We start from the raw sequence: 18,731 nt of genomic DNA, 5'->3' as shown, positions 1-18,731 counted from the left end.
GAGGGCACAAATGGGCGCTTTCGAATCGAACGTTCTCAAACGCGGCCGCCGCCCATCCGGCGCCGAGAAGCTCATTGCCGTGGTCTCGGACGCGGCAAGCGAGGCGGTCGTCAACAGCTTTGTCGTCGACCAGGGCATCGCAACCTCGCATGTAGCGTGCGGCACCCTCGACGATGTGGTCGCGATCATGACCTCGCTTAAGGAATCACCGCGATACCTGATCGTCGATGTGTCAGGTTCGACCATGCCGATCTCCGACCTCCAGAGACTCTCGGAGGTGGTCGATCCTTCCGTTTGCGTCGTCGTCGTCGGCGAGCGGAACGACGTCGGGCTCTTTCGCAGCCTGTTGCAGCTCGGCGTGCAGGACTATCTCGTCAAGCCGCTTACCGTCGAGCTCGTGCAGCGCGCGTTCGCGTCGACCGACTCCAGCACGTCGGCGCGCATGGGCAAGACGCTCAGCTTCGTGGGCGCGCGCGGCGGCGTTGGTGTCACGACGATTGCGACAGCGTTGGCGCGCCACCTCGCCGACAAGACGCGGCGCCGCATCGCCTATGTCGACCTCGACCCGTACGGCGGCGCCGCTGCCTCGATGCTCGGCGTCGCAAGCAACAACGGGCTGATGGAGCTGTTGCAAAACCCGCAGCGGCTCGATCAACAACTCATCAGTCAGGCCTTCGTCGCCCACAGCGACCGACTTTTCGTGCTCGCGCCGGAATTCCCATTCAACGATGACTTTGTTCTACGGCCCGGCGCGCTGACGGAACTTATCGGAATGCTGAAGCGCGATTACCACTACATCATGCTCGACCTGCCCGAGCGGGCGGGTGGACTCGTCGACGAAGCGTTCAACGCGAGTGCAATGATCAATGTGGTAGCGGATCACTCGGTGCATTCAACTCGCGAAGCCGCGCGCTTGTGCCGGTTCGCAGAAGGTCGGGATACGAATCCCTCAATTTTGGTGCTGCTCAACGAATCGCGGCAGCCTGTAACGGGCCGCGTCAGCCCAGCCGACTTCGTTGCCGCACTCGCACATGGGTCAATCCGTCCGCTCCCCTATGAGCCCCAGATGCTAGCGCTCGCCGAGAACCTCGGGGAACCGCTCGCCGAAGCGCAACGTTCGCCGTTTGCAGCAGAGATCATATCGCTTGCCAATGCAATCACGGGAGGCGAAGTGGCGGTAGCAGCGCGTCAACCATGGTACAGCCGCCTGTTGCCAAACTGGGGGATGCACTGATGTTTGGCCGCCGCAGCGCCCATGCGACCGATTCGTTCGCAGCCAATTCGGACGAGCTGCAACCCTCGCAAGCGGCAACCGGCTCCGCCGCTGTCAGGGCGGCCACCGATCCGGGCGGGATTGCGGAGGCAACGTCGGCGAGCTTGACCGTTGCGACGGCCCTATCCGCCGCGAACCGCCAAGGCGCACCGATCCGCTCGGAAACGTTCAGGACAATTCGCGCCGCCGTCTTCTCGTCGATGAACATGTCGGCTGCGCTGATGATGTCACGCAGCGACGTGCGCGCAGGCATCGAGCAGATCACGGGCGAAACGATCGTCCGCGACCGTCTGACGCTGACGCTTGCCGAGCAAACGTCCATCGTCGACGAGATCCTCAATGACATGTTCGGCATCGGCCCAATCGAGCCGCTGCTCGCCGACGAACGCGTCACCGACATTCTGGTGAACGGGCCGGACCAGGTCTACGTCGAGCGCGGGGGACGCCTCGAGCTAACTGCGCTGAAGTTCCGGGACAACGCCCATGTCATCAACGTCGCGCAGCGCATCGCTACGGCCGTTGGGCGGCGCGTCGATGAGAGCAGTCCGATGGTCGATGCGCGGCTTGCCGATGGCAGCCGTGTGAACGTCGTACTGCCGCCGATTGCCCTGCGCGGCGCCTCCATTTCGATTCGCAAGTTCTCCAAACGCAACATCACGCTCGGACGCATGTCACAGCAGGGCAACATCTCTGCGGCTATGGTTGACGTGCTACGCATCGCTACCGCATGCCGGCTCAACATCGTCATCTCCGGCGGCACGGGCTCTGGCAAGACGACGCTGCTCAACGCACTGTCGCGCTTCATTGACGAAGAACGAGCGCATTGTGACGATCGAGGACGCGGCCGAACTTCAGCTTCAGCAGCCGCACGTCGTCAGCCTCGAGACGCGGCCGGAGAACGGCGAGGGGCTCGGCGGCGTCTCGCAGCGCGACCTCGTACGAAACGCGCTGCGGATGCGCCCTGACCGCATCATCCTCGGCGAGACGCGCGGCACGGAAGCCTTCGACGTGCTGCAGGCGATGAACACGGGGCATGACGGATCAATGACTACGGTCCACGCGAATACCCCGCGCGATGCTATTACGCGGCTCGAAAGCATGGTCATGATGGCGAACGGTAATCTGCCGCTGATGTCGATCCGCCGGCAGATCACAAGTGCGGTTCACCTGATCCTGCAAATCGAGCGCATGCGCGATGGCGTGCGGCGCGTCACGCATGTGACCGAAATCGCAGGCATGGAAGGCGACGTCGTCATCACGCAGGACCTCTTCAAATTTCGCTACAGCGCGAGCGCTTACGAAGCACAGGTTCGCGGGGTGTTCGAAGGATCATCGCTGCGGCCTGTCTTTGCGCAGCGTGCCGCCTACTATGGGCTCGAGGAGGCTCTACTCAGGGCAATCCAATCATGAATGCCGCGAATGTCGTCGCTGTCGGCAGTTTTTTCGCCATCGTCATAGCGGGCCTCATCACGCGTGCGGTTCGAGAAATCGTGAGGCAGCGCCCGAGTGCCCGCATCAGGACGCGCGTCGCAACGTTGCGCGATGAGCGTCAGCCAGTTAAGCCCGAGCACGACAACGAGGACCAGCATCAGCTCTTGCACCCGAAGCGCCGCGTAGGCGATCAGGCGGCCCTGCTGGCCATGTTCGCGGTCTGGCACGAGCGCGTACGCGCGGTCGGCGGTCCTGGCGGCATGCGCGCAATCTGCTTCGTCGCCGCGGCAGCGCTTGCAGCTTCACTCATCGGAACGTCGTACGCATCGATGGCTCCGCTCCTGCGGTTGCTGACTTCCATCGGCATTACGGGCATCGCCGGCCGCGCGGCCTACCGCTGGATGATCGCGCGCTTTCGGCAGCGCTTCCTCGCTGCCTTTCCCGATACGCTCGACCTCATCATTCGCGCCGTGCGGGCTGGTATTCCCGTCGTCCAGGCGATCAGCACCGCGGGCGTCGAAAGCGAGGAACCTGTTCGGGCGACGTTTCGCACGATGGGCGACGCCTTGCTCGTCGGTGCCGAACTTAAGGACGTGCTTCAACAGGCAGCAGCGCGTCTGCAGCTGTCCGACTTTTCGTTTTTCTCGGTCTGCCTGATCCTGCAGCGTGAGACGGGGGGCAATCTCGGCGACACGCTCGAGAACCTCTCGGCAATCGTGCGCTCACGGCGCGACATTCGCGCTAAAAGCAAGGCGCTCACCGCTGAAGGCAGGCTCGCCAGCAAGATGATTGCGGCGGTCCCGTTCTCGATCATGGGCTTTCTTTACTTGGTGAACCGGCCATATCTGGACACCCTGACGCACACGCACGCCGGGCACAAGATACTCACGCTCGCGGCCGTGCTGTTGACCATTGGGCTCTGCATGATCAGCAAAATCTCGAACCTCGATACGTCACGATGATGAACGCCGACCTTTGGCGCGATGCCGCTCTGCTCGCCCTGCTCATCTTGGCTACGCTCTGGCTCGTCTTGCGCAGCACCAGCAGGCGCGCGCGCATTGCCCAGCGCGCGCGGCAAAGCGTGGCGAGCGCGGCGGCCGAAAACACGCCCGCCGCGCTCGCCGCGAGGAGCATGCCGGAGAACCTCGCCAAACGCGTGGCCACGCTCGGTGAACGGATCCCCGTCGTGCAGGCCGAAGACCGAGCCAAGCTTGCAACCCGCCTCGCCAGCGCTGGCTTTCGCGAACGGCGCGCGGTTGCCGTCGTGTCGGGGGCCAAGATCGTCGTTGGTGCCTGTCTTGCGCTCGGCGCGATCGCGCTCGGCGGGCATCTGCCGGCGCTCGGCCAGCACTTTGTGTTTCGCGCCTTGCTGATGGCGGGTGCCTTCGTCATCGGCATGACGCTGCCCGAGTATGCGCTCGGCTTCATGATCGGGCGACGCCGCACGGCGATTGCAGTCGCGCTGCCCGATGCGCTCGATCTGCTCGTTATCTGCACGAATGCAGGCAACAGTCTCGTCGCTGCGCTCAAGCGCGTCTCGGCCGAATTGCGGACGATTTCTCCTGCACTCGCCGACGAGCTTGCCGTCACGGCGGATGAGCTCAGCATCGGCGGCGACAGCGCGCGTGCGCTCCAAGCGTTGGCGGCCCGAGTCGGCTTGCCGTCGATGCGCGCGCTCGTGACCACGCTTGTCCAGTCCCAAAAGTACGGCACGCCGATCACTCAATCGCTGCGCACGCTCTCGCGCACCGAGCGCACCATGCAGATGGTCAGGCTCGAGGAAAAGGCCGCGAAGCTCGCACCGAAAATGACGATTCCGATGATGCTGTTCATCATGCCGACCGTCGGGCTCATCGCGGCGGGCCCCGCCGTGATCCGGCTCATGATCCTCTTTCGTCATCACTAATGTTTCGGTCCTGGAGGTGAAATGACCACGCACCGTCCCTTGTCACTGCATAGGGCGCTGCGAGCGCTATGCGCGCCTGTCGCCGTCGCGGCGCTTGCGACTGGTTGCGCACACACTCACTATGTGACGTCGCAGCCCGTCGCGTCCACGCATGTACCCGATGGGCGCACTGACCAGCATATCGCTGAGAGCGCCCTCGAGGCCGGCGACACGCAGCTCGCCGTGTCCCTCTTTGAAAAAATGCTAAAGGCCGATCCGCACTCGATCACGGCCCAGCTCGGGCTTGGCGATGCGATGTACCAGATCGGCGATCTCGCGCGAGCCGGCGTCTTTTATGCGGGCGTCGTGGCCGCCGCGCCTGCCGATCCACGCGCTCATCTGGGGCTCGCACGGGTGGCACTGCGCGAGCGCCGGCTCGACGAGGCCGTGTCGCGTTATCGCGAGCTTGTCGCAGTTCACCCCGACAACCCCGTGGCCGCTGAAGGCCTCGGCACCGCGCTCGATTTGCAGGGCAAGCATACCGAGGCGCAGCAGGTCTATCAGACGGCCTTGCAGCGCCATCCCGAGATAGAGGGGCTGAGGGCGGATCTTGGCCTGTCGCTGGCTCTGTCCGGCAACGCGCGCGCGGGCGCAAACGTGCTGCTCGATATTGCGAGCCTTCCCGATGCGCCACCGGCGGCTCGCGAGAACCTCGCCCTCGCCTACGGTCTGCTCGGCAATAGCGCGGCAGCCAAGCGCATCCTGATCGCTGCGATGCCGAGCGATTCCGTGGAGGACAACCTGCGGTTCTACAGTAACCTGCGCGAGCGGTTCATGGCGCAAGCGGGTGACGGCGCGGCGCAGGCGCGACTGGTACCCGATGCCGGCGTGACGTCGCGCGGAGCGCTGAAATGAGACACCGCCAGCGCCTCGCGGCCAGCGAGCGTGGCATCGCCGCGCTCGAGTTCGTGCTGATGTTGCCGTTCGTGCTGATGGTGATGTTCGGCATCATCGATGTCAGCCTGCTGCTTTGCGACAAGGCCGTCATCACGAATGCCGCAGGCGAAGCCGCGCGCCAGGGCGCCGTACTGAGCATGCCGCGCGCCAGTGTCAGCCGGATCCAGAGCGTTGCCCTTTCGTATATGCAGAACAGCCTGGTCACGGGCGGTACGGCAACGACGCCGAGCGTATCGGTTCCGTCTGGACAATGTCCACCGTCCGGCAGCGGCAATACGCTTCAGGTCACGATCACCTACATCTATCAGGGGCTCGTCCTCGGTTCGACGCTGAGTGCGCTGACAGGACCGGTCACGATTACAGCCGACGCGGTGAAGTATTGTGAATAAGCATGCCGACCAGCACAGTGCGCCGTTCATCAGCGCTCGCGCGCATCCGATGACACGTCGTCGACGGCCGCCGGCTTCCGTATGCGCTCGCCAGCGCGGATCGATCACGCTGTGGTTTCTCTTGACGCTGACGTTTCTGCTGGCGTTCGGTGCGTTTGCAGTCGACGTGCCGCGCGTCATCACTGTCCGCAACGAATTACAGAACGCTGCGGATGCGGCGGCTATGGCCGGAGCCTCGGCGCTCGCGAGTGCGAACAGCCTGAACTGGTCGGCTGCCGCTGCCTCGGCGACCGCTGCCGTTCCACTAAATGCCTCGGACGGCATCAAGCTTAAGAGCGGCACGGTCACAACAGGGTACTGGAATCTCGCCGCATCGTCGCCCTCTTTGCTGGCGCCGAGCACAGTCACGCTGCCGGCCCCTGCCGGGCAGTTGCCAGAGCCCGCTGTGCAAGTCACGATCACGCGCGATGCCAATGACAACGGTGGCCTCGTGGCGCTCCTGCTCGGCTCACTGCTTGGAAAACCGACTGCGGCGGAAAGCGCGACGGCTGTCGCGGTCATCTCGCCTCCCTCCACCGTTCCGGCCGGTGGGCTTTTTCCCGTCGCCATGGATCAGTGTGTGTTCAACCAGTACTGGAACTCGAATACCAACCAGCCAAAAGTCGACCCGTCCACGAACCAACCCTACGAATTCGAGGTCGGCAATGGCCAGAGTTATGGCTCCTCCTGCACGGCGGGCCAGTGGACATCATTTACGACCAATGCGAGCGACGTTCCCACCATCCGCGATCTGATCACGAACGGCAATCCGACGGCGCTGTCGATCGGCGACAACATCTACATCGAGCCCGGGGTCAAGACGACGATTTACGGAAACGTCCCTAGTGGGGGTATCACCGTCGTGATGCCGGTCGTCGCCCAAGTCGCGACCACGAGCTACGGACCGATCCTCGCGTTTGCTGCCATTAAGATTGACGGATCGTATGGCGGCAGCAGCAAGTATATCCAGGGCCACTTCGTCAGTGGCTATACGATACCGGCGCAAGCATCGGGCGTCGGCACCGTCAGCTACGGTGGCTATGTCGCGCCGCGTCTCGCATTCTGACCCAACGCCGAAACAAACACGGGCGAGCGCCATGGCCGCCGGTGTTCGTTCCTTGTCAAGCCGTTTTGCAGGCAGACTGGCTAAGCGATGTGCGAACCATTCCTGAGTGCAACCCGGCGGGTTGCGCGCGTTGCGAAGAAATGCAAGGGCCTGAAGCCGGATCAGCAAGGCCATCGACGGACGACAGGTATCGAGCCATGAATCAAGCCACACGGCATCGGCCCGCGGAAATCACACTTGTTCTTTCCCTTGCCGCCCTATTCCTGTTGACACACCCTTATACCGGCATACGGCACGACGCCATTCTTTACACCACGCAGGCGTTTACGAAACGCTTTACAGTAAGCTGCTTTCGACGTTCGGGATCCGCGCGAGCAATCTCGCCTGCCTATTCGTCGCTCAAGTACTACTGTGGTGGAGTGGCATGTGGCGCTTGATCCGGAAACTTCTGCCCGCGCCGTGGCACTGGTTCTGCCTGTTCCTCGTTGCCTGCATGCCCGCCGAATATTTCGGTGCGCCGCGTTTCGTCGAAAGGTAGTTGCCGATGCAGCCAAGGGCAACGCGGTCCCCAAGGTCATAGCGTGCGGTCAGGATCGCTCAGCTTCCGGCTGGCTTAGCGAACCCTGCAAGACCTGTCGTGCGAGCGCATAGGCGTCGGCGTAAGTCTCGGGAGAAACCGGCCTCGGCGCGCGCCGCTTTCGCTTTGGAGTCTCTTTTTCTGATTCGGCCATTCCATTCTTCCAGGGCGGGAGAGCGTCAAGCGGTACATAGTTCCAGAATGTAACAGATGTACGGAGGATCAATGAAAGTGCGCTTGCAAACGAAGGCGACCATCCGCGTCGCGCGATAGTCGATCAAGATACGGTCAACGACAAGACGCTGGAACCTAGTGACGACTAGGAGACCGAGGCCGCCGGCATTCTCGAACTGCGCGAACTTGAAGCCCGTGCCGACCCGCATCCGGGCAGTCTGAGTAATTCGGTAATTCCAGTCTCACGAAAAGCGCCCCAGTCTCACTAATCCCGTTTCCCTGCAGTTTTGCAGGAATATCGGACTCGTGAGACTGGCGCATTCGAAAAATCAATGACTTGCTCACGAATTCCGTCATCGCGAGGCTCGGCCACAACGCTGAATTCGTGAGACTGGCAGGATTTGCTTCGCGAATTCGTGCGACTGTCGGGACAGAAGCGGCTCAGTTCGGCCAGTTCTTGCCGTTCGCTAGAGCCATGGAGCGGTCACTCGAACGGCTGATCCAATTCGAAACCCGCCCAATTTTCAGCGAGAGCAACGCGGCCGTTGCGGCCAGTGAAGTCCTGAGTGATTCGATCAACGCAATCAGTCGCCGAACCGTCAAGCGACCGGTTTGTCGGCCTGGAGACGCCCGCTCGGCTGTCGAGCAAGCAGATTTGTGCGGGATACGCATGTCCCGCATGCCAAGAGAAATAGCGCGGCGAGTACATCGTGTGCATCAAGCTGCGGAGAGATTCTACGCAAGGCGAGCAGGAGTGAAATGAGGTATCGAGGCGGTCGGCGAATATTTCGAGGTCGTCACGCCATTGGCCTCTCCATCAGTAAGATGCCGAAGGCCAACTCCCTTAATCAAAGCAACACCCGCGGGAATCATTTGCCCTCACGCGCTTCGCCTGGTTGGCGTCTAAAAGCACTCGGTCGATTGGTCTAAAGGTTCAGGCCATTTTCGCCGATAGCACAGGGACCATGCAAATCATATTCGAAAAAACGCAAGCATGCGGCGCGCATTGGCTGAACCGTGTACGTTTGCGTGCATACAGCGGGACGATTCTTCTCGCGTCACTCATCTACCTGCTCCGCTGCGCTTGGCATAGCTGGAAACTCTACGGTCATCCAAACGGGGCGGACTTCACGACATTCTGGGCGGCGTCACGCTTGTGGCTCGACGGTGCACCGCTTGATGCCTATTTTTACCCGGCGTTGAATCACGCGGCGCGGCAGATCTCGGCGACCCTTCCGGCGCCGGGACCGTTTTTCTACCCGCCGAACTTCTTGCTTCTGCTGCGGCCGCTCGCGTGGTTGCCGAGCCCTGTCTCCTATGTGGTGTTTGCACTGGCCACTGCCGCCGCCTTCGTCCTGCTGCTGCGCAAGGTATTGCCGATGCGCGGGGCCCTTCTGCCGATCATCGCGTTCCCCGGTATATGGCTGACGACGGCCCAAGGGCAGAACTCATGCCTTACCGCATCTCTCGCTCTCGGTTCGCTGATGATGCTGGAGAAGCGTCCCGTTACGGCCGGAATATGCCTGGGGATGTTGTCGATCAAACCTCATCTGGCGATTCTGTTTCCTATAGCGCTAGCATGCGCGGGAATGTGGTCCGCCTTTGTTGCCGCCGGCGTGACCGCCGTGCTGCTGACGTGCATATCGATCTTCGTCTTCGGCTCGGCTGCGATCCCGGCATTCCTGCATGCGCTTTCTCTCGCCAATCACGCGATTTCGACCGGTGCGCTACCGTGGGGCCAGACCGCGAGCCTCTTCGCGACCTTGCGCCTCGCTCACGTGCCGTTGGCGCCCGCTTTTGTGGCGCAGGCATGCAGCGCGATCTCTGCCGCAGGCGTCGTCATTTGGGTTTGGCGACAACCGAGCGATTCGAGCGTGCGGGCGACGGCATTAGTCGCCGGCACGTGCATGGTGAGTCCATATATCTTCAACTACGACACGACTTGGCTGGGCGTGCCTGTCGCGCTGTTTACCGCGAAAGCGCTTCGAGACGGATGGTTGCGCTGGGAGCGCGAGATTTTATGCATCGCGTGGCTATATCCGGGACTGGGCGACCTATTCGGAATTTTTCTGCATGTGGGGATCGGCCCGCTCGTCGCCGCTTCGCTGTTGTTCGTTTCGGTGCGTCGAACCCTTGTGGAAAAAAGCATAGCCGCGCCAAGAGAGTCGGCCGAGCCGGCGCGAGACCAATCGAGCGGCTGCGACACCCATCACGAGGAGAACGGGGCGACACCAAGATCAACTGCTGAGCACGTGACAACGCAGTGACAAACGGCGAGATTATTTCCACCCTTTTCGCTCACAGCATGATTCAAGCGGGCGCCCTGACGTCCGAACCGTGACATGCCTAGGCGGTGCTTTTTGACTAATGACCACCTGCCGCGGTCGGCGTGACCAACCATGGAGCGGCATTGCGGCACGTCTAAGCATCGGCGATTCCTTATTGAGCGGAGCGTATGGTCCCGGGACAAAGGCCACCAACGGGTCATCGGCCCGACTGCTGTCTCCGAAGAGGATTATTGAATGACCGAACGACTCGGTTAGCTGCCAGTGGTGCCCCGACTGCGCGACCGACGGCAATAGGGGTCGATCAGCGACGGTCCCGCACTCTAGACGTGCGCTTGCCCACTGGCTCATTCTCCGGCAGTTGACCAGCGCGGTCCCTGGTACGCGCCGGACAAGAATGGGCCAATACGCGCAGCATGCGCGCGTGATCGACGGCAAGACGCGCCACGCCGTGCTCGACGCGTTCATGCTGTACTTCCCGCACATCATCAATTTCGCAGACAAGAACGGCGACTTCGGCGCCACGGCGCTTGGACTGTTGATTGCTGCGGTGCGGAACGCGCTGCTCGTCGAACAAGCCGCCTCCGTGGATAGGACGTATGAAATGTTCGGGGTGCCCAAAACGAGAAACCCGAGGTTGTGAGCACGTCGTTCTACGGGGCACGCAACCGTCCGGTATCGTGCAGGGGACGCGGCGAAGTTCTGATGGGCTCCCGGCCCTCACGATTAGAGACTCGCGATTATCGCGACAGGCATACCTGCATTTTTGAAACGGGGCGGTGGCATCTAGCTCACCGCACACGCAAGGCGCACAAGGCACCCTTGGGGACGATCAGATCTGGGGAAGGCGGTAGCTGCTGACGGCCCCGCGCAGCGCTTCGCTGGGACTCCACAGATTCCACAGCGAATCATCGCGCTTGCCGCTCGCACGGTAGCGCTCGACCAGCGCGCGCAGCAGTTTCGTTTCGAGATCAAGGATCTGACGGTCCAGCGCCTGAGCAGTAACGCCGCGCTCGTAGGCAGCCACCGCTGCCGCTGCAGCACGGACCACACGCCCGGTCTGCTCGACCAGGACCCCGGCGGCAGATGCACGCGACTTCGCCTCGCTCGCCAATCCTTGTAAGTCGCGCACGTCCTCGTCGAGGATCGCGAGGCGCAGCGCGGCCGTCGGCTCTTCGAGATTGCCAGCACGCACGTCGGCTACCACCTGCGCGCGTGCGGCGGACTTTTCGGAAATGCGCTGCTCGATCGCGAGCACTTCGCCTGTGATGACGGACAAAGCCTGAGAGGCCGCTTTGTGCTCGCGCTCGGCGAGAACCGACTGCTCATATGCGTTTTCGTTCATGGTCAAGCTTCCAGTGTGGAGAGAAGAATTTGGAGACGGCTCGCCGAGGCTTCGGCGCGCGCGCGGGCGTCGCGTTGAATTGCAGCGTTTTCAGCCGCTATTGCCTCGGCTGTGGCGCGCGCGCGGCGCGCGGCTTCGTCGCTCTGGGCACGCCCGGCGACCTGGAGATCGGCACGGATCGCCGAAGCGTCCTCGCCGGCCAGCAGCGCGGCACTCAAGGCAGCGCGTAGGGATTCGATTGTTCTTTTCGGCATGACGGTCCTCAAAAGAGCTTCGCAGCCAGCGCGGCTGGTACCGTGCGGTGCTCGTTCAGGCAGTGCTCAATGCGTATCGCTTCGTCGGCGGTAAGGCGGCTGCCCCTGATTGCACGCGCACACGCCGCACGCGCCTCCGCCTCAGTCAGCGAAGATCCACGGTGGACGACGCGGTAAGCGCGTTTTCCGCCGCCGAGCAGCTGGCCGGCATTCGGAACTTTGCGACGGCGCGAGGCAGAGTCGACCGCGGCGTCCTTGATCATCTGGTTTGGCACGTCGCCGAGCGCCTTCATTAGCGGCTGCGCACCCGTCACTCTTGGCACGCTCGACGCCGAGCGCCGGCCGGCCACTTCCGCATGAAGCAACGCCTTCAATTCGTTGAAATTCACTGATAAACCACCGGTTGATTGATCGAGCCGCGCACCGCACGCGGTCTGGTCCTGATCCAGTTCGACACTTCCGACTGACGCCACGCGATCGTCGCCGGCGAGGTGCGAATCGGAACTGGGAAGCCGCCAGAGGCAATCAGACGATCGAGCGTCGCCGACGCGAGCCCGGTCAGATTGAGAACGGCCGGCCGACGAATTAGTTTTTCAGGTGGGCGTGCCATTGGACCCCTCTAAGTTGCGACACCGCCAGTGTCCTGTCACGACTCGCGCGTGAGGTGCCATGAGATGCGATGAGTGACCGAATGAGACCGCATCGCCACAGAAAAAACCGACTTTTCAGGGAGAAGAAAACACCAGGAAGTCGTGACGCGAGGATCGAGTGCGTTACCACCACGCGCCGCAGCCCATGACCGAACTCGCTTTCGCGCGGCCCGTCGCAGTTATCCGACAGCGCGTAGCGCCCACGGCATCCGCCGACCGTGTCGACCTTCACGAGCTGGACGGCATGCCCGGGTTCCTGGTGTTCAGATGCGCCGCGCTGCATGCCGAGATCTCGCCGACCGCGTGCGCGAGGAATTTCGAAGCCCCTCGCAGCGAGGCCTGCACCATCTGCCCGATCGGCGAACGTTTTCAACGCGAAACAGCAGCGCAGAAAGCGCCCACGCAACGGCTCGAGTATCCCTCGTCGTTCAAGGCGATCCGAACCGAATCAGACATCGAGGACCGTCTTCGGCGCCGCGCCGCAGCTCTGGCGACTGGCAGCCGATTGGCGGCGCATTCATGCGTGCGATGCGAGCGAACAGCTCGCACTGCCGAGCGCCTGGTCGGGCGGCTGCGTCTCGTGCGCGACCACACACTCTGCGTCAGTTGCTATAACCGGGAGCGCGAGGTGATCACCGGCAAGAACGCGAAAGGCGCGCGCCCGAGGATGTGGGACGAAAAGCTGTTCGAGACGCGGCTCGTCTGCGTCGAAGCTGGCCTACAAAAGCGCATCCCGATCGGCCTGTCTACCGGCGTCGACGAAGCACTGCGCCATGCCGCGCGCGTCCATCCGAGGGCTCGCGTCATCGGTATCTTCGTGGCGGATGATTTCTACTTGCTCATCGCACCGCACGGCGAAGGGCTCGACCGTGCGAAATGGGAGCGTCGCGAACGCATCGCAGCGCAAAAGAAGGCGCGAGCCGCGGCGCAACGCATTACACAGGCGCCATCCGAAACGGAAACCAATGATAAACATCGTGTTTCAGTGACGGAGCAGCGGCCGGCCACCACGGTACCGCACAAGCTGGTCATCGGCGCGCGGGTCGGCCGTCTCGAGCTGCAGCGCGATGTCGGCCGCAGCAAGTGGGCGTGTCGTTGCGACTGCGGTCGGGGGTTGGTAATGCACGCCACCCCACTCCGCGGCACGCGAGAGCCCTCATGCGGATGCGCAGCGCGCGCGCCTACCGTACCGCACGGTCCGCCGCGGCAGCCCGCCAGCGAATCGTCGGGGCTCCGCAGAACGCCGCCCGTCGTCGCAGGCACGCAGCGAGGATATTTGACCGCCCTGCGGCCCGTGCGCGGATCTCTGTGGCGATGGAGATGCGCGTGCGGCGCCGAGCTGACCATCGACCTCGCACGGCGGCGTCGGGACTGCGGATGCGGCGGAAAGGAGCGCGCCGACACAGCAACGAGGACGACCGACGAGCAGCGCCGAGCGTTCTACGCGACCATGCCAGCCGTCCAAATCCGCTCCACCTGATCTGCGCGCGCCCATACGGAGGTGGACGATTCACACACCTTCCGCACAGCCTGCAACGTGCCGCGACGGTCGACCGCATAAACTGATTCTTGGGGACGAACGTCCCAAGTCCTGGTTTTAAAACTCGCTCCCGTTTCATTTATATAATGAGATTTCTAGCACTGGTCCTGCTTTTTGGCGTTGCTGGTAACGCACTGTGGGATGTTTTTCAGCCTCAAAGTCAAGGCGACGACAGTTTGACGACTGCCGCAGTTAACCATTGGAAGACGTTGCGATTCGTTGGCGAACTTTTCTTCTCTGCTTGGCTTTTGACTGTCCTGTCTCGTGACACGATCAAGACAGTGAGAGTGTGTGTTTGGAGCGGTCTAAAAAATTGTACGACCACGAACGAAACGCCGGCCTCTAAATTTAATTGCAGGCGAGGGTATTATTCTCCGGAATTAATAGACCATTGAAGCTAATCTCCGTCTTCTTTGGCCTATAAATTCCACAATACGCTTCCGCATGCTCAAATCCAAAATATCTGAATATCTTTTCGAACGCCGGCAACTGCTCTTCCGAGACAGAAAGGAGCGGCGCTTTGTTATTCAATAAATCGAAGGACTTGTCAAAAAGTCGCACTCCGGCACCCGTGCCTTGGAATGCTGGAAGCACACGCAGACAGCAGAGCTTCTGCTCGTCCGGAGTAACTTTAAGAACCGCTATCCCCGAGAGCACGCCGGATATATTCTGAAGAACGATAGTCCGCTCGCCCGCAGCAACCCCTGGCATCACCTTCTCAGTGAACCATGTCCCAAAGCTCGGATAGAAATCCGACAATGTTTCGAGGTAGCCTCGCGCGTCCCGGAGTCGCATCCGAAATGCTTCGGGGTCACTCCGCAATAGAGAGGCGTCGAGCAGCTGCACGTTCATGTGTTCATTGTAATCCGGAAGAAGTTCAGCCGCTTTTCACGTCAATTTTTTCCTGAGGCGTCCTATCATCAGGCAAACTGTAACTCCGCCTGTCGGTCGCTCGCGTTCAATTCCGTGAGGTATCGAAACGACTGAGGAGGTGTGATATCAGCGCCGAATGCCGACAACTCTAGCGGCGTCTCATAGCGCTGTACGGTCCCCACCCCAATAGCGACTGCGACCTCGCGTCCCTCGTAATATTCGTCGAAAAATACTTTGTCGATTCCAGCAAATTTTTTGGTCTTTGCCCAAATTTTTGCCGGTTTATCCTTGTAAATTCCATTCACCTCGAATTCACCGACGACTTTCCCGACAGGCTTCGTGGCGTAAATCACTACCGATTTTATTGACTCAGTGTCGAAAGTGACTTTTCTAAATTCAAATCGCTTCTCCCCATCCAAAATCTTTTCTGCAAACTGAGGCTTAATCGATAATAATATTTTCATTGACTTCACCCATGGTTGCAATATTCCTAAGTTGCTCATTCGAAAGATTCAGAAAATCCCATCGAATCCCTTTTGCAGTGGGCAAACCGGCTTCTCCCATTAGACGCCCGCGTGTTACTCGCTTTGTAAGGGCAGCATTGTACACAAAGCGTATTATATACGAGCGCTGCTTGGTAGCATAATAATTTTTTAATTCTATATCTGTGAAGATGCTATACGGTTTTGCATATTTAACAAACGCAGTCTCTGACGCGAAAGAGTTGATTTTCCTAACTTCCTCGACAACTCCGATTGACGTTGCCACCGAACGGTAATAGGCGGGGCCTTTTTTATCCGATGTACGATAAATGACAAGCACATCGCCACGCTTCATTTTATTCGTGCGATGTATACCAGAGATATAAACTTTATGAATGCTGTTTGTGTGGGACACATCCGTTACGATGTCGTGCGATTCGTTATTCAGAATGGAGTCCGGCAAGAATTTCGTGTGATATTCCGGGTAAATCGCCAGCAAGTAGCAATCCTTGTCTTCGAGCGAGATAAAGGGAAAATCCAGCAAAACATCTCCACTTAATTCATGAAGATTACGCAAAAGAACCATTTCGGTTCCGTTTTTCGTTTCTTTTTTTGCGTGCTCGACAAACCCATACCGCTTCAAAAGGTTAATCAGCCCCTCATGCTTCTCAAAAGCCGTGACGTAGATGTCATCGACGTTGGCGTCTATAGCGTGGTCAAAGATTTTCTTTATGAATCTTTCGCCAAGTTTTGTGCCGTGGGCGTTGATTTTCAGCGTCCCGATTTTGAGATGCTTTGCTGCGGGCAGCGGCGGTTCAACGTCCCCGACGATTCCTTCTTCAATTTTCAAGAAGAGGAACCCGTCCAATTTACCGTTCGACTTAAAGAACGCGTAGCCGCGAGCGCCTTCTTTCGCTTTCTTCTTGAACCAATCTACGAATTCTTTGTAGTCCGCCTTCAGCGAATCAAAAAAAACATCGTCAAGATTGAGGTCTGAAAACAGCTTATAACTCAGGTTTTTCATTTTTTCCCCGGCGGCCTCAATGACCGCTTCATGCATCCTGCATAGTTGGCCGCATTTTTAGACGCACCTGTACTCTACTGCAGTTACCTAGTGTGGGAAAGAATTCATCGCGCGACGTTTAGCGCCCCACTCCACCGTTGCGGTATCACGCGCTGTGGACAAGCGCTGGGTAATGCACTGACTACTACGGTGCGTACTTTCGCGCCCCTGAAGGAAACAAGCTCTGCGTCGCTATGCATCCCTCTCCTCCCGCCCGTGCAACCTATCTCTTAAGCAGCGCTGGTTCTCGTCGATGATTGGCCGCTAGCGGACGCGGAGCCGCCTCCTGTACCAGCGGATAACTTTCCGACCAACGTCCCATCATGGCCGACAGTCGCCCGATGCGTTTGACCGTAGCCGACCCCGAAGAGACAGCCGCATTCCTCGATAGCGGCCATTCAATTTATGCGTCATCGAGTTCCGGGACGTGACTAGATTTCGCGTCGGTCCGAGCATGGAGACTAGCTTCCGGGTGAATCGAGGGTCATGCGAAGCGTCACGTTGCAAGCTGAGCCTGCAAATTGCGTTAAAGCTTGCAACAGCAGCCCGCACTTGAACGCGCTTCTCATTTCGCTGCCTCGAAACGTTAAAGTCTTACAAGTTTCCTCCCGTTAACGCAGGCGTCTTTCGAAGTTCAATCCGGCTACCGAGGTAGTTTTCAGGAGGCTACGTTTGAAAATCATCTTTAGCCGCAAAGGATTTGATTCACAGTATGGCCGGGTGCCGAGCCCGATTCTCTCCGATGGGTCGCTTCTGACCTTCCCGATCCCATCACGTTACGGCCGACCGCTCGGAGACATCCAAGGTCCACTGGGTCCTATGCACGAACTGGCTAGCGACCTTACGCAAGGCGCGATCACAGCGCGCACTTCCGTCCATCTCGATCCTGACCTGAGTGACGGCAGCGTGGCGCGCCGGCCGGGATGGATGGCTTCGCTCGGGCAGGTGGGCTCAGCGCAGAAGCACCTTGCCAAACAGGGCGTGGGGCCGGGAGACGTGTTCCTGTTCTTCGGATGGTTCCGTCAGGCCGAACGCGTTAACGGTCGGTGGCGGTATGTACCGGGCGCGCCGAACCTCCATGCCTTGTTCGGCTGGCTAAAGGTGGGACAAGTGCACAAGGTGGACGCATCTGAGTGCCCGGAGTGGCTCGAGGATCATCCGCACGTACAGCATGCCGCGCGCATCGGCGTGAACAACATGATCTATATTGCCGGCGAGAGCTTAGCTGGTTCGCGCCAACGAGTACCAGCGGCCGGTGTATTCCGGAACTGGGGACCTGATTTGCAGCTGACTGCCCCGGGGTGTTCACGCTCTGTATGGCGTGTGCCACGCTGGCTGCTCAAAAACCCCGAGCAGCCGACGCTTAGCTACCACCGGGATCCGGGCCGGTGGCGTCTCGACAACGACTGGGCCATCTTGCAATCGGTCGGTAAGGGCCAAGAGTTCGTGATCGACGTGGGCAACTGCACGGAGGCCTCTCAGTGGCTGGAGAGCCTGGTGTCCCGTCATGGCACCTCGACAGGAGTGTTGGTATGAGCGTCACCATGGGCTACAAAATGACCCACGACACCGGCTTCGCCCCCAACCCGTTTCACGGCGTGCTGACGCTTGCCACGTGCAAGCCGAAGATCCGCGCATGCCGGAACGCCGGCGACTGGGTGGCTGGGTTTGCTTCTCAGGAGCTGGTCACGAGCGCAGCTCGCCGAGGCGTGGCTATCCCGCGCGACGGACTCGTGCACCTCATGCAGATCCAGGAGATTCTGCCGCTGCACGCGTACTTTGACGACAGCCGCTTTGCGGTCAAACAGCCGCCGCGTGAGTCGTCAGACGCCGTCGCCTTGTGCGGAGACAACATTTACTATCGCAACCATCTCGGGCAATACGAGCAGCTTGAGAACCGTTACCACACGCGAGAGGATATCCGCCGCGACACGTCCGGCGTGAATGCGCTGGTCGCAGGACGCTTCTACTACTTTGGACGCAACTGCTTCGTGCCGGACAGTGGGTGGGCTGCACTGACCGGTTCCCCGTTGTCCACGGGCCGACAGTTCCGCTGTCCGGACGGGTTTGCCGAAAAAATTCTTCGATACTTCGACGCAAAAGGTATCGCCGAGGGGATGCATGCACTTCCCTCTCTGATGGACGATGACGGGCCTGTGCATCCGAAGAAACCCTTCACCTTTCCCCTCCAGGAGGAAGGAGGCTTTGCGCCGCCGGTGCGCCCGGGCGGTCGCCGCAGATCGGGTTCCTGCGGAGGTTGAGCCAAACCACGCTTCTGAACCTAAGCATCCACTGTGGACGGACGACGCACGACAGCTCGGGCAGAGGTTCGGCGTGGCGCAGACCGAAACAAATGGAGGGGAGCCGCTCATAAGGCCGAGTATTCTGCGGCCGATACGGCCGCCTCAACGGCCGTAGCATCGTTGAAAGCTGCCGTTGGCGCAGTGG

Annotated in this window: 18 protein-coding genes and 1 pseudogene; 12 read left to right on the top strand and 7 right to left on the bottom strand. The window is 60.4% G+C overall.

The genetic code is table 11. From position 1 onward, the window contains the following. Positions 1 to 10: 10 nt before the first annotated feature. From OKW45_RS18355 to OKW45_RS18315, 9 genes and pseudogenes are all read left to right on the top strand, one after another. A complete protein-coding gene (locus OKW45_RS18355) occupies positions 11 to 1,234 on the top strand; it encodes a CpaE/TadZ family protein (protein ID WP_429470301.1) in 1,224 nt (407 codons plus the stop codon). Next, positions 1,195 to 2,683 (top strand): annotated as a pseudogene (locus OKW45_RS18350) (TadA family conjugal transfer-associated ATPase). The gene OKW45_RS18355 and the pseudogene OKW45_RS18350 overlap by 40 nt, the downstream one beginning before the upstream one ends. Continuing rightward, on the top strand, positions 2,680 to 3,666 hold the full coding sequence (locus tag OKW45_RS18345) for a type II secretion system F family protein (protein ID WP_429470299.1): 987 nt from the start codon (positions 2,680 to 2,682) through the stop codon (positions 3,664 to 3,666). Before OKW45_RS18350 ends, OKW45_RS18345 begins: the two are co-directional and overlap by 4 nt. Then, a complete protein-coding gene (locus OKW45_RS18340; protein ID WP_429473314.1) occupies positions 3,666 to 4,610 on the top strand; it encodes a type II secretion system F family protein in 945 nt (314 codons plus the stop codon). The genes OKW45_RS18345 and OKW45_RS18340 overlap by 1 nt, the downstream gene beginning before the upstream one ends. 21 nt (positions 4,611 to 4,631) lie before the next feature. After that, positions 4,632 to 5,504, top strand: coding sequence for a tetratricopeptide repeat protein (locus OKW45_RS18335; RefSeq protein ID WP_429470297.1), 873 nt, complete (start codon positions 4,632 to 4,634; stop codon positions 5,502 to 5,504). Continuing rightward, on the top strand, positions 5,501 to 5,935 hold the full coding sequence (locus tag OKW45_RS18330) for a TadE/TadG family type IV pilus assembly protein (protein ID WP_429470295.1): 435 nt from the start codon (positions 5,501 to 5,503) through the stop codon (positions 5,933 to 5,935). Before OKW45_RS18335 ends, OKW45_RS18330 begins: the two co-directional genes overlap by 4 nt. A 49-nt stretch (positions 5,936 to 5,984) precedes the next feature. Beyond that, positions 5,985 to 7,040, top strand: a complete 1,056-nt coding sequence (locus OKW45_RS18325) for a pilus assembly protein TadG-related protein (RefSeq protein WP_429473312.1) — start codon at positions 5,985 to 5,987, stop codon at positions 7,038 to 7,040. Positions 7,041 to 8,756: 1,716 nt separating this feature from the next. Further along, positions 8,757 to 10,058 carry a glycosyltransferase family 87 protein gene (locus OKW45_RS18320; RefSeq protein WP_429470293.1) on the top strand — a complete coding sequence of 434 codons (1,302 nt, stop codon included), beginning with the start codon at positions 8,757 to 8,759 and terminating at the stop codon, positions 10,056 to 10,058. 442 nt (positions 10,059 to 10,500) lie between these two features. Beyond that, positions 10,501 to 10,719, top strand: coding sequence for a hypothetical protein (locus OKW45_RS18315; protein ID WP_429470291.1), 219 nt, complete (start codon positions 10,501 to 10,503; stop codon positions 10,717 to 10,719). A gap of 189 nt (positions 10,720 to 10,908) precedes the next feature. On the opposite strand, the gene OKW45_RS18310 is transcribed toward OKW45_RS18315, so the two are convergent. From OKW45_RS18310 to OKW45_RS18295, 4 genes are all read right to left on the bottom strand, one after another. Beyond that, positions 10,909 to 11,421, bottom strand: coding sequence for a hypothetical protein (locus tag OKW45_RS18310; RefSeq protein WP_429470289.1), 513 nt, complete (start codon positions 11,419 to 11,421; stop codon positions 10,909 to 10,911). Positions 11,422 to 11,423: 2 nt separating this feature from the next. Next, positions 11,424 to 11,675, bottom strand: a complete 252-nt coding sequence (locus OKW45_RS18305) for a hypothetical protein (RefSeq protein WP_429470288.1) — start codon at positions 11,673 to 11,675, stop codon at positions 11,424 to 11,426. Between the two features lie 8 nt (positions 11,676 to 11,683). Beyond that, complete coding sequence (locus tag OKW45_RS18300; RefSeq protein ID WP_429470286.1) at positions 11,684 to 11,968, bottom strand: hypothetical protein; 285 nt, start codon at positions 11,966 to 11,968, stop codon at positions 11,684 to 11,686. A gap of 92 nt (positions 11,969 to 12,060) precedes the next feature. Next, a complete protein-coding gene (locus OKW45_RS18295) occupies positions 12,061 to 12,285 on the bottom strand; it encodes a helix-turn-helix transcriptional regulator (protein ID WP_429470284.1) in 225 nt (74 codons plus the stop codon). A gap of 185 nt (positions 12,286 to 12,470) precedes the next feature. Between OKW45_RS18295 and OKW45_RS18290 the strand changes: the two genes are divergently transcribed. Continuing rightward, positions 12,471 to 13,805, top strand: a complete 1,335-nt coding sequence (locus OKW45_RS18290) for a hypothetical protein (RefSeq protein WP_429470282.1) — start codon at positions 12,471 to 12,473, stop codon at positions 13,803 to 13,805. A 408-nt stretch (positions 13,806 to 14,213) separates the two neighbouring features. Here the strand turns inward: OKW45_RS18290 and OKW45_RS18285 are convergent, their stop codons facing one another. The 3 genes from OKW45_RS18285 to OKW45_RS18275 all read right to left on the bottom strand — a co-directional run bounded on the left by OKW45_RS18285 (position 14,214) and on the right by OKW45_RS18275 (position 16,280). Beyond that, positions 14,214 to 14,717: a GNAT family N-acetyltransferase gene (locus OKW45_RS18285; RefSeq protein WP_429470280.1), complete on the bottom strand. Its 504-nt coding sequence runs from the start codon at positions 14,715 to 14,717 to the stop codon at positions 14,214 to 14,216. A 68-nt stretch (positions 14,718 to 14,785) separates the two neighbouring features. Continuing rightward, positions 14,786 to 15,202 (bottom strand): ASCH domain-containing protein, encoded by a 417-nt coding sequence (locus tag OKW45_RS18280; protein WP_408399300.1) that lies wholly within the window; start codon positions 15,200 to 15,202, stop codon positions 14,786 to 14,788. Then, the gene (locus tag OKW45_RS18275; RefSeq protein ID WP_429470278.1) at positions 15,180 to 16,280 is read right to left on the bottom strand and encodes an N-acetyltransferase; all 1,101 of its coding nucleotides are present in this window, start codon (positions 16,278 to 16,280) and stop codon (positions 15,180 to 15,182) included. The genes OKW45_RS18280 and OKW45_RS18275 overlap by 23 nt, the downstream gene beginning before the upstream one ends. Positions 16,281 to 16,955: 675 nt before the next feature. Here OKW45_RS18275 and OKW45_RS18270 point away from each other — a divergent pair. Next, positions 16,956 to 17,819: an Nmad3 family putative nucleotide modification protein gene (locus OKW45_RS18270; RefSeq protein WP_429470276.1), complete on the top strand. Its 864-nt coding sequence runs from the start codon at positions 16,956 to 16,958 to the stop codon at positions 17,817 to 17,819. Further along, positions 17,816 to 18,544, top strand: coding sequence for an Nmad2 family putative nucleotide modification protein (locus tag OKW45_RS18265; RefSeq protein ID WP_429470274.1), 729 nt, complete (start codon positions 17,816 to 17,818; stop codon positions 18,542 to 18,544). Before OKW45_RS18270 ends, OKW45_RS18265 begins: the two co-directional genes overlap by 4 nt. Positions 18,545 to 18,731: the final 187 nt, after the last annotated feature.

It is taken from the genome of Paraburkholderia lebeckiae (assembly GCF_050436225.1).
Lineage (GTDB): Bacteria > Pseudomonadota > Gammaproteobacteria > Burkholderiales > Burkholderiaceae > Paraburkholderia > Paraburkholderia tuberum.
This window is presented reverse-complemented; position numbering and strand designations above follow the sequence as displayed.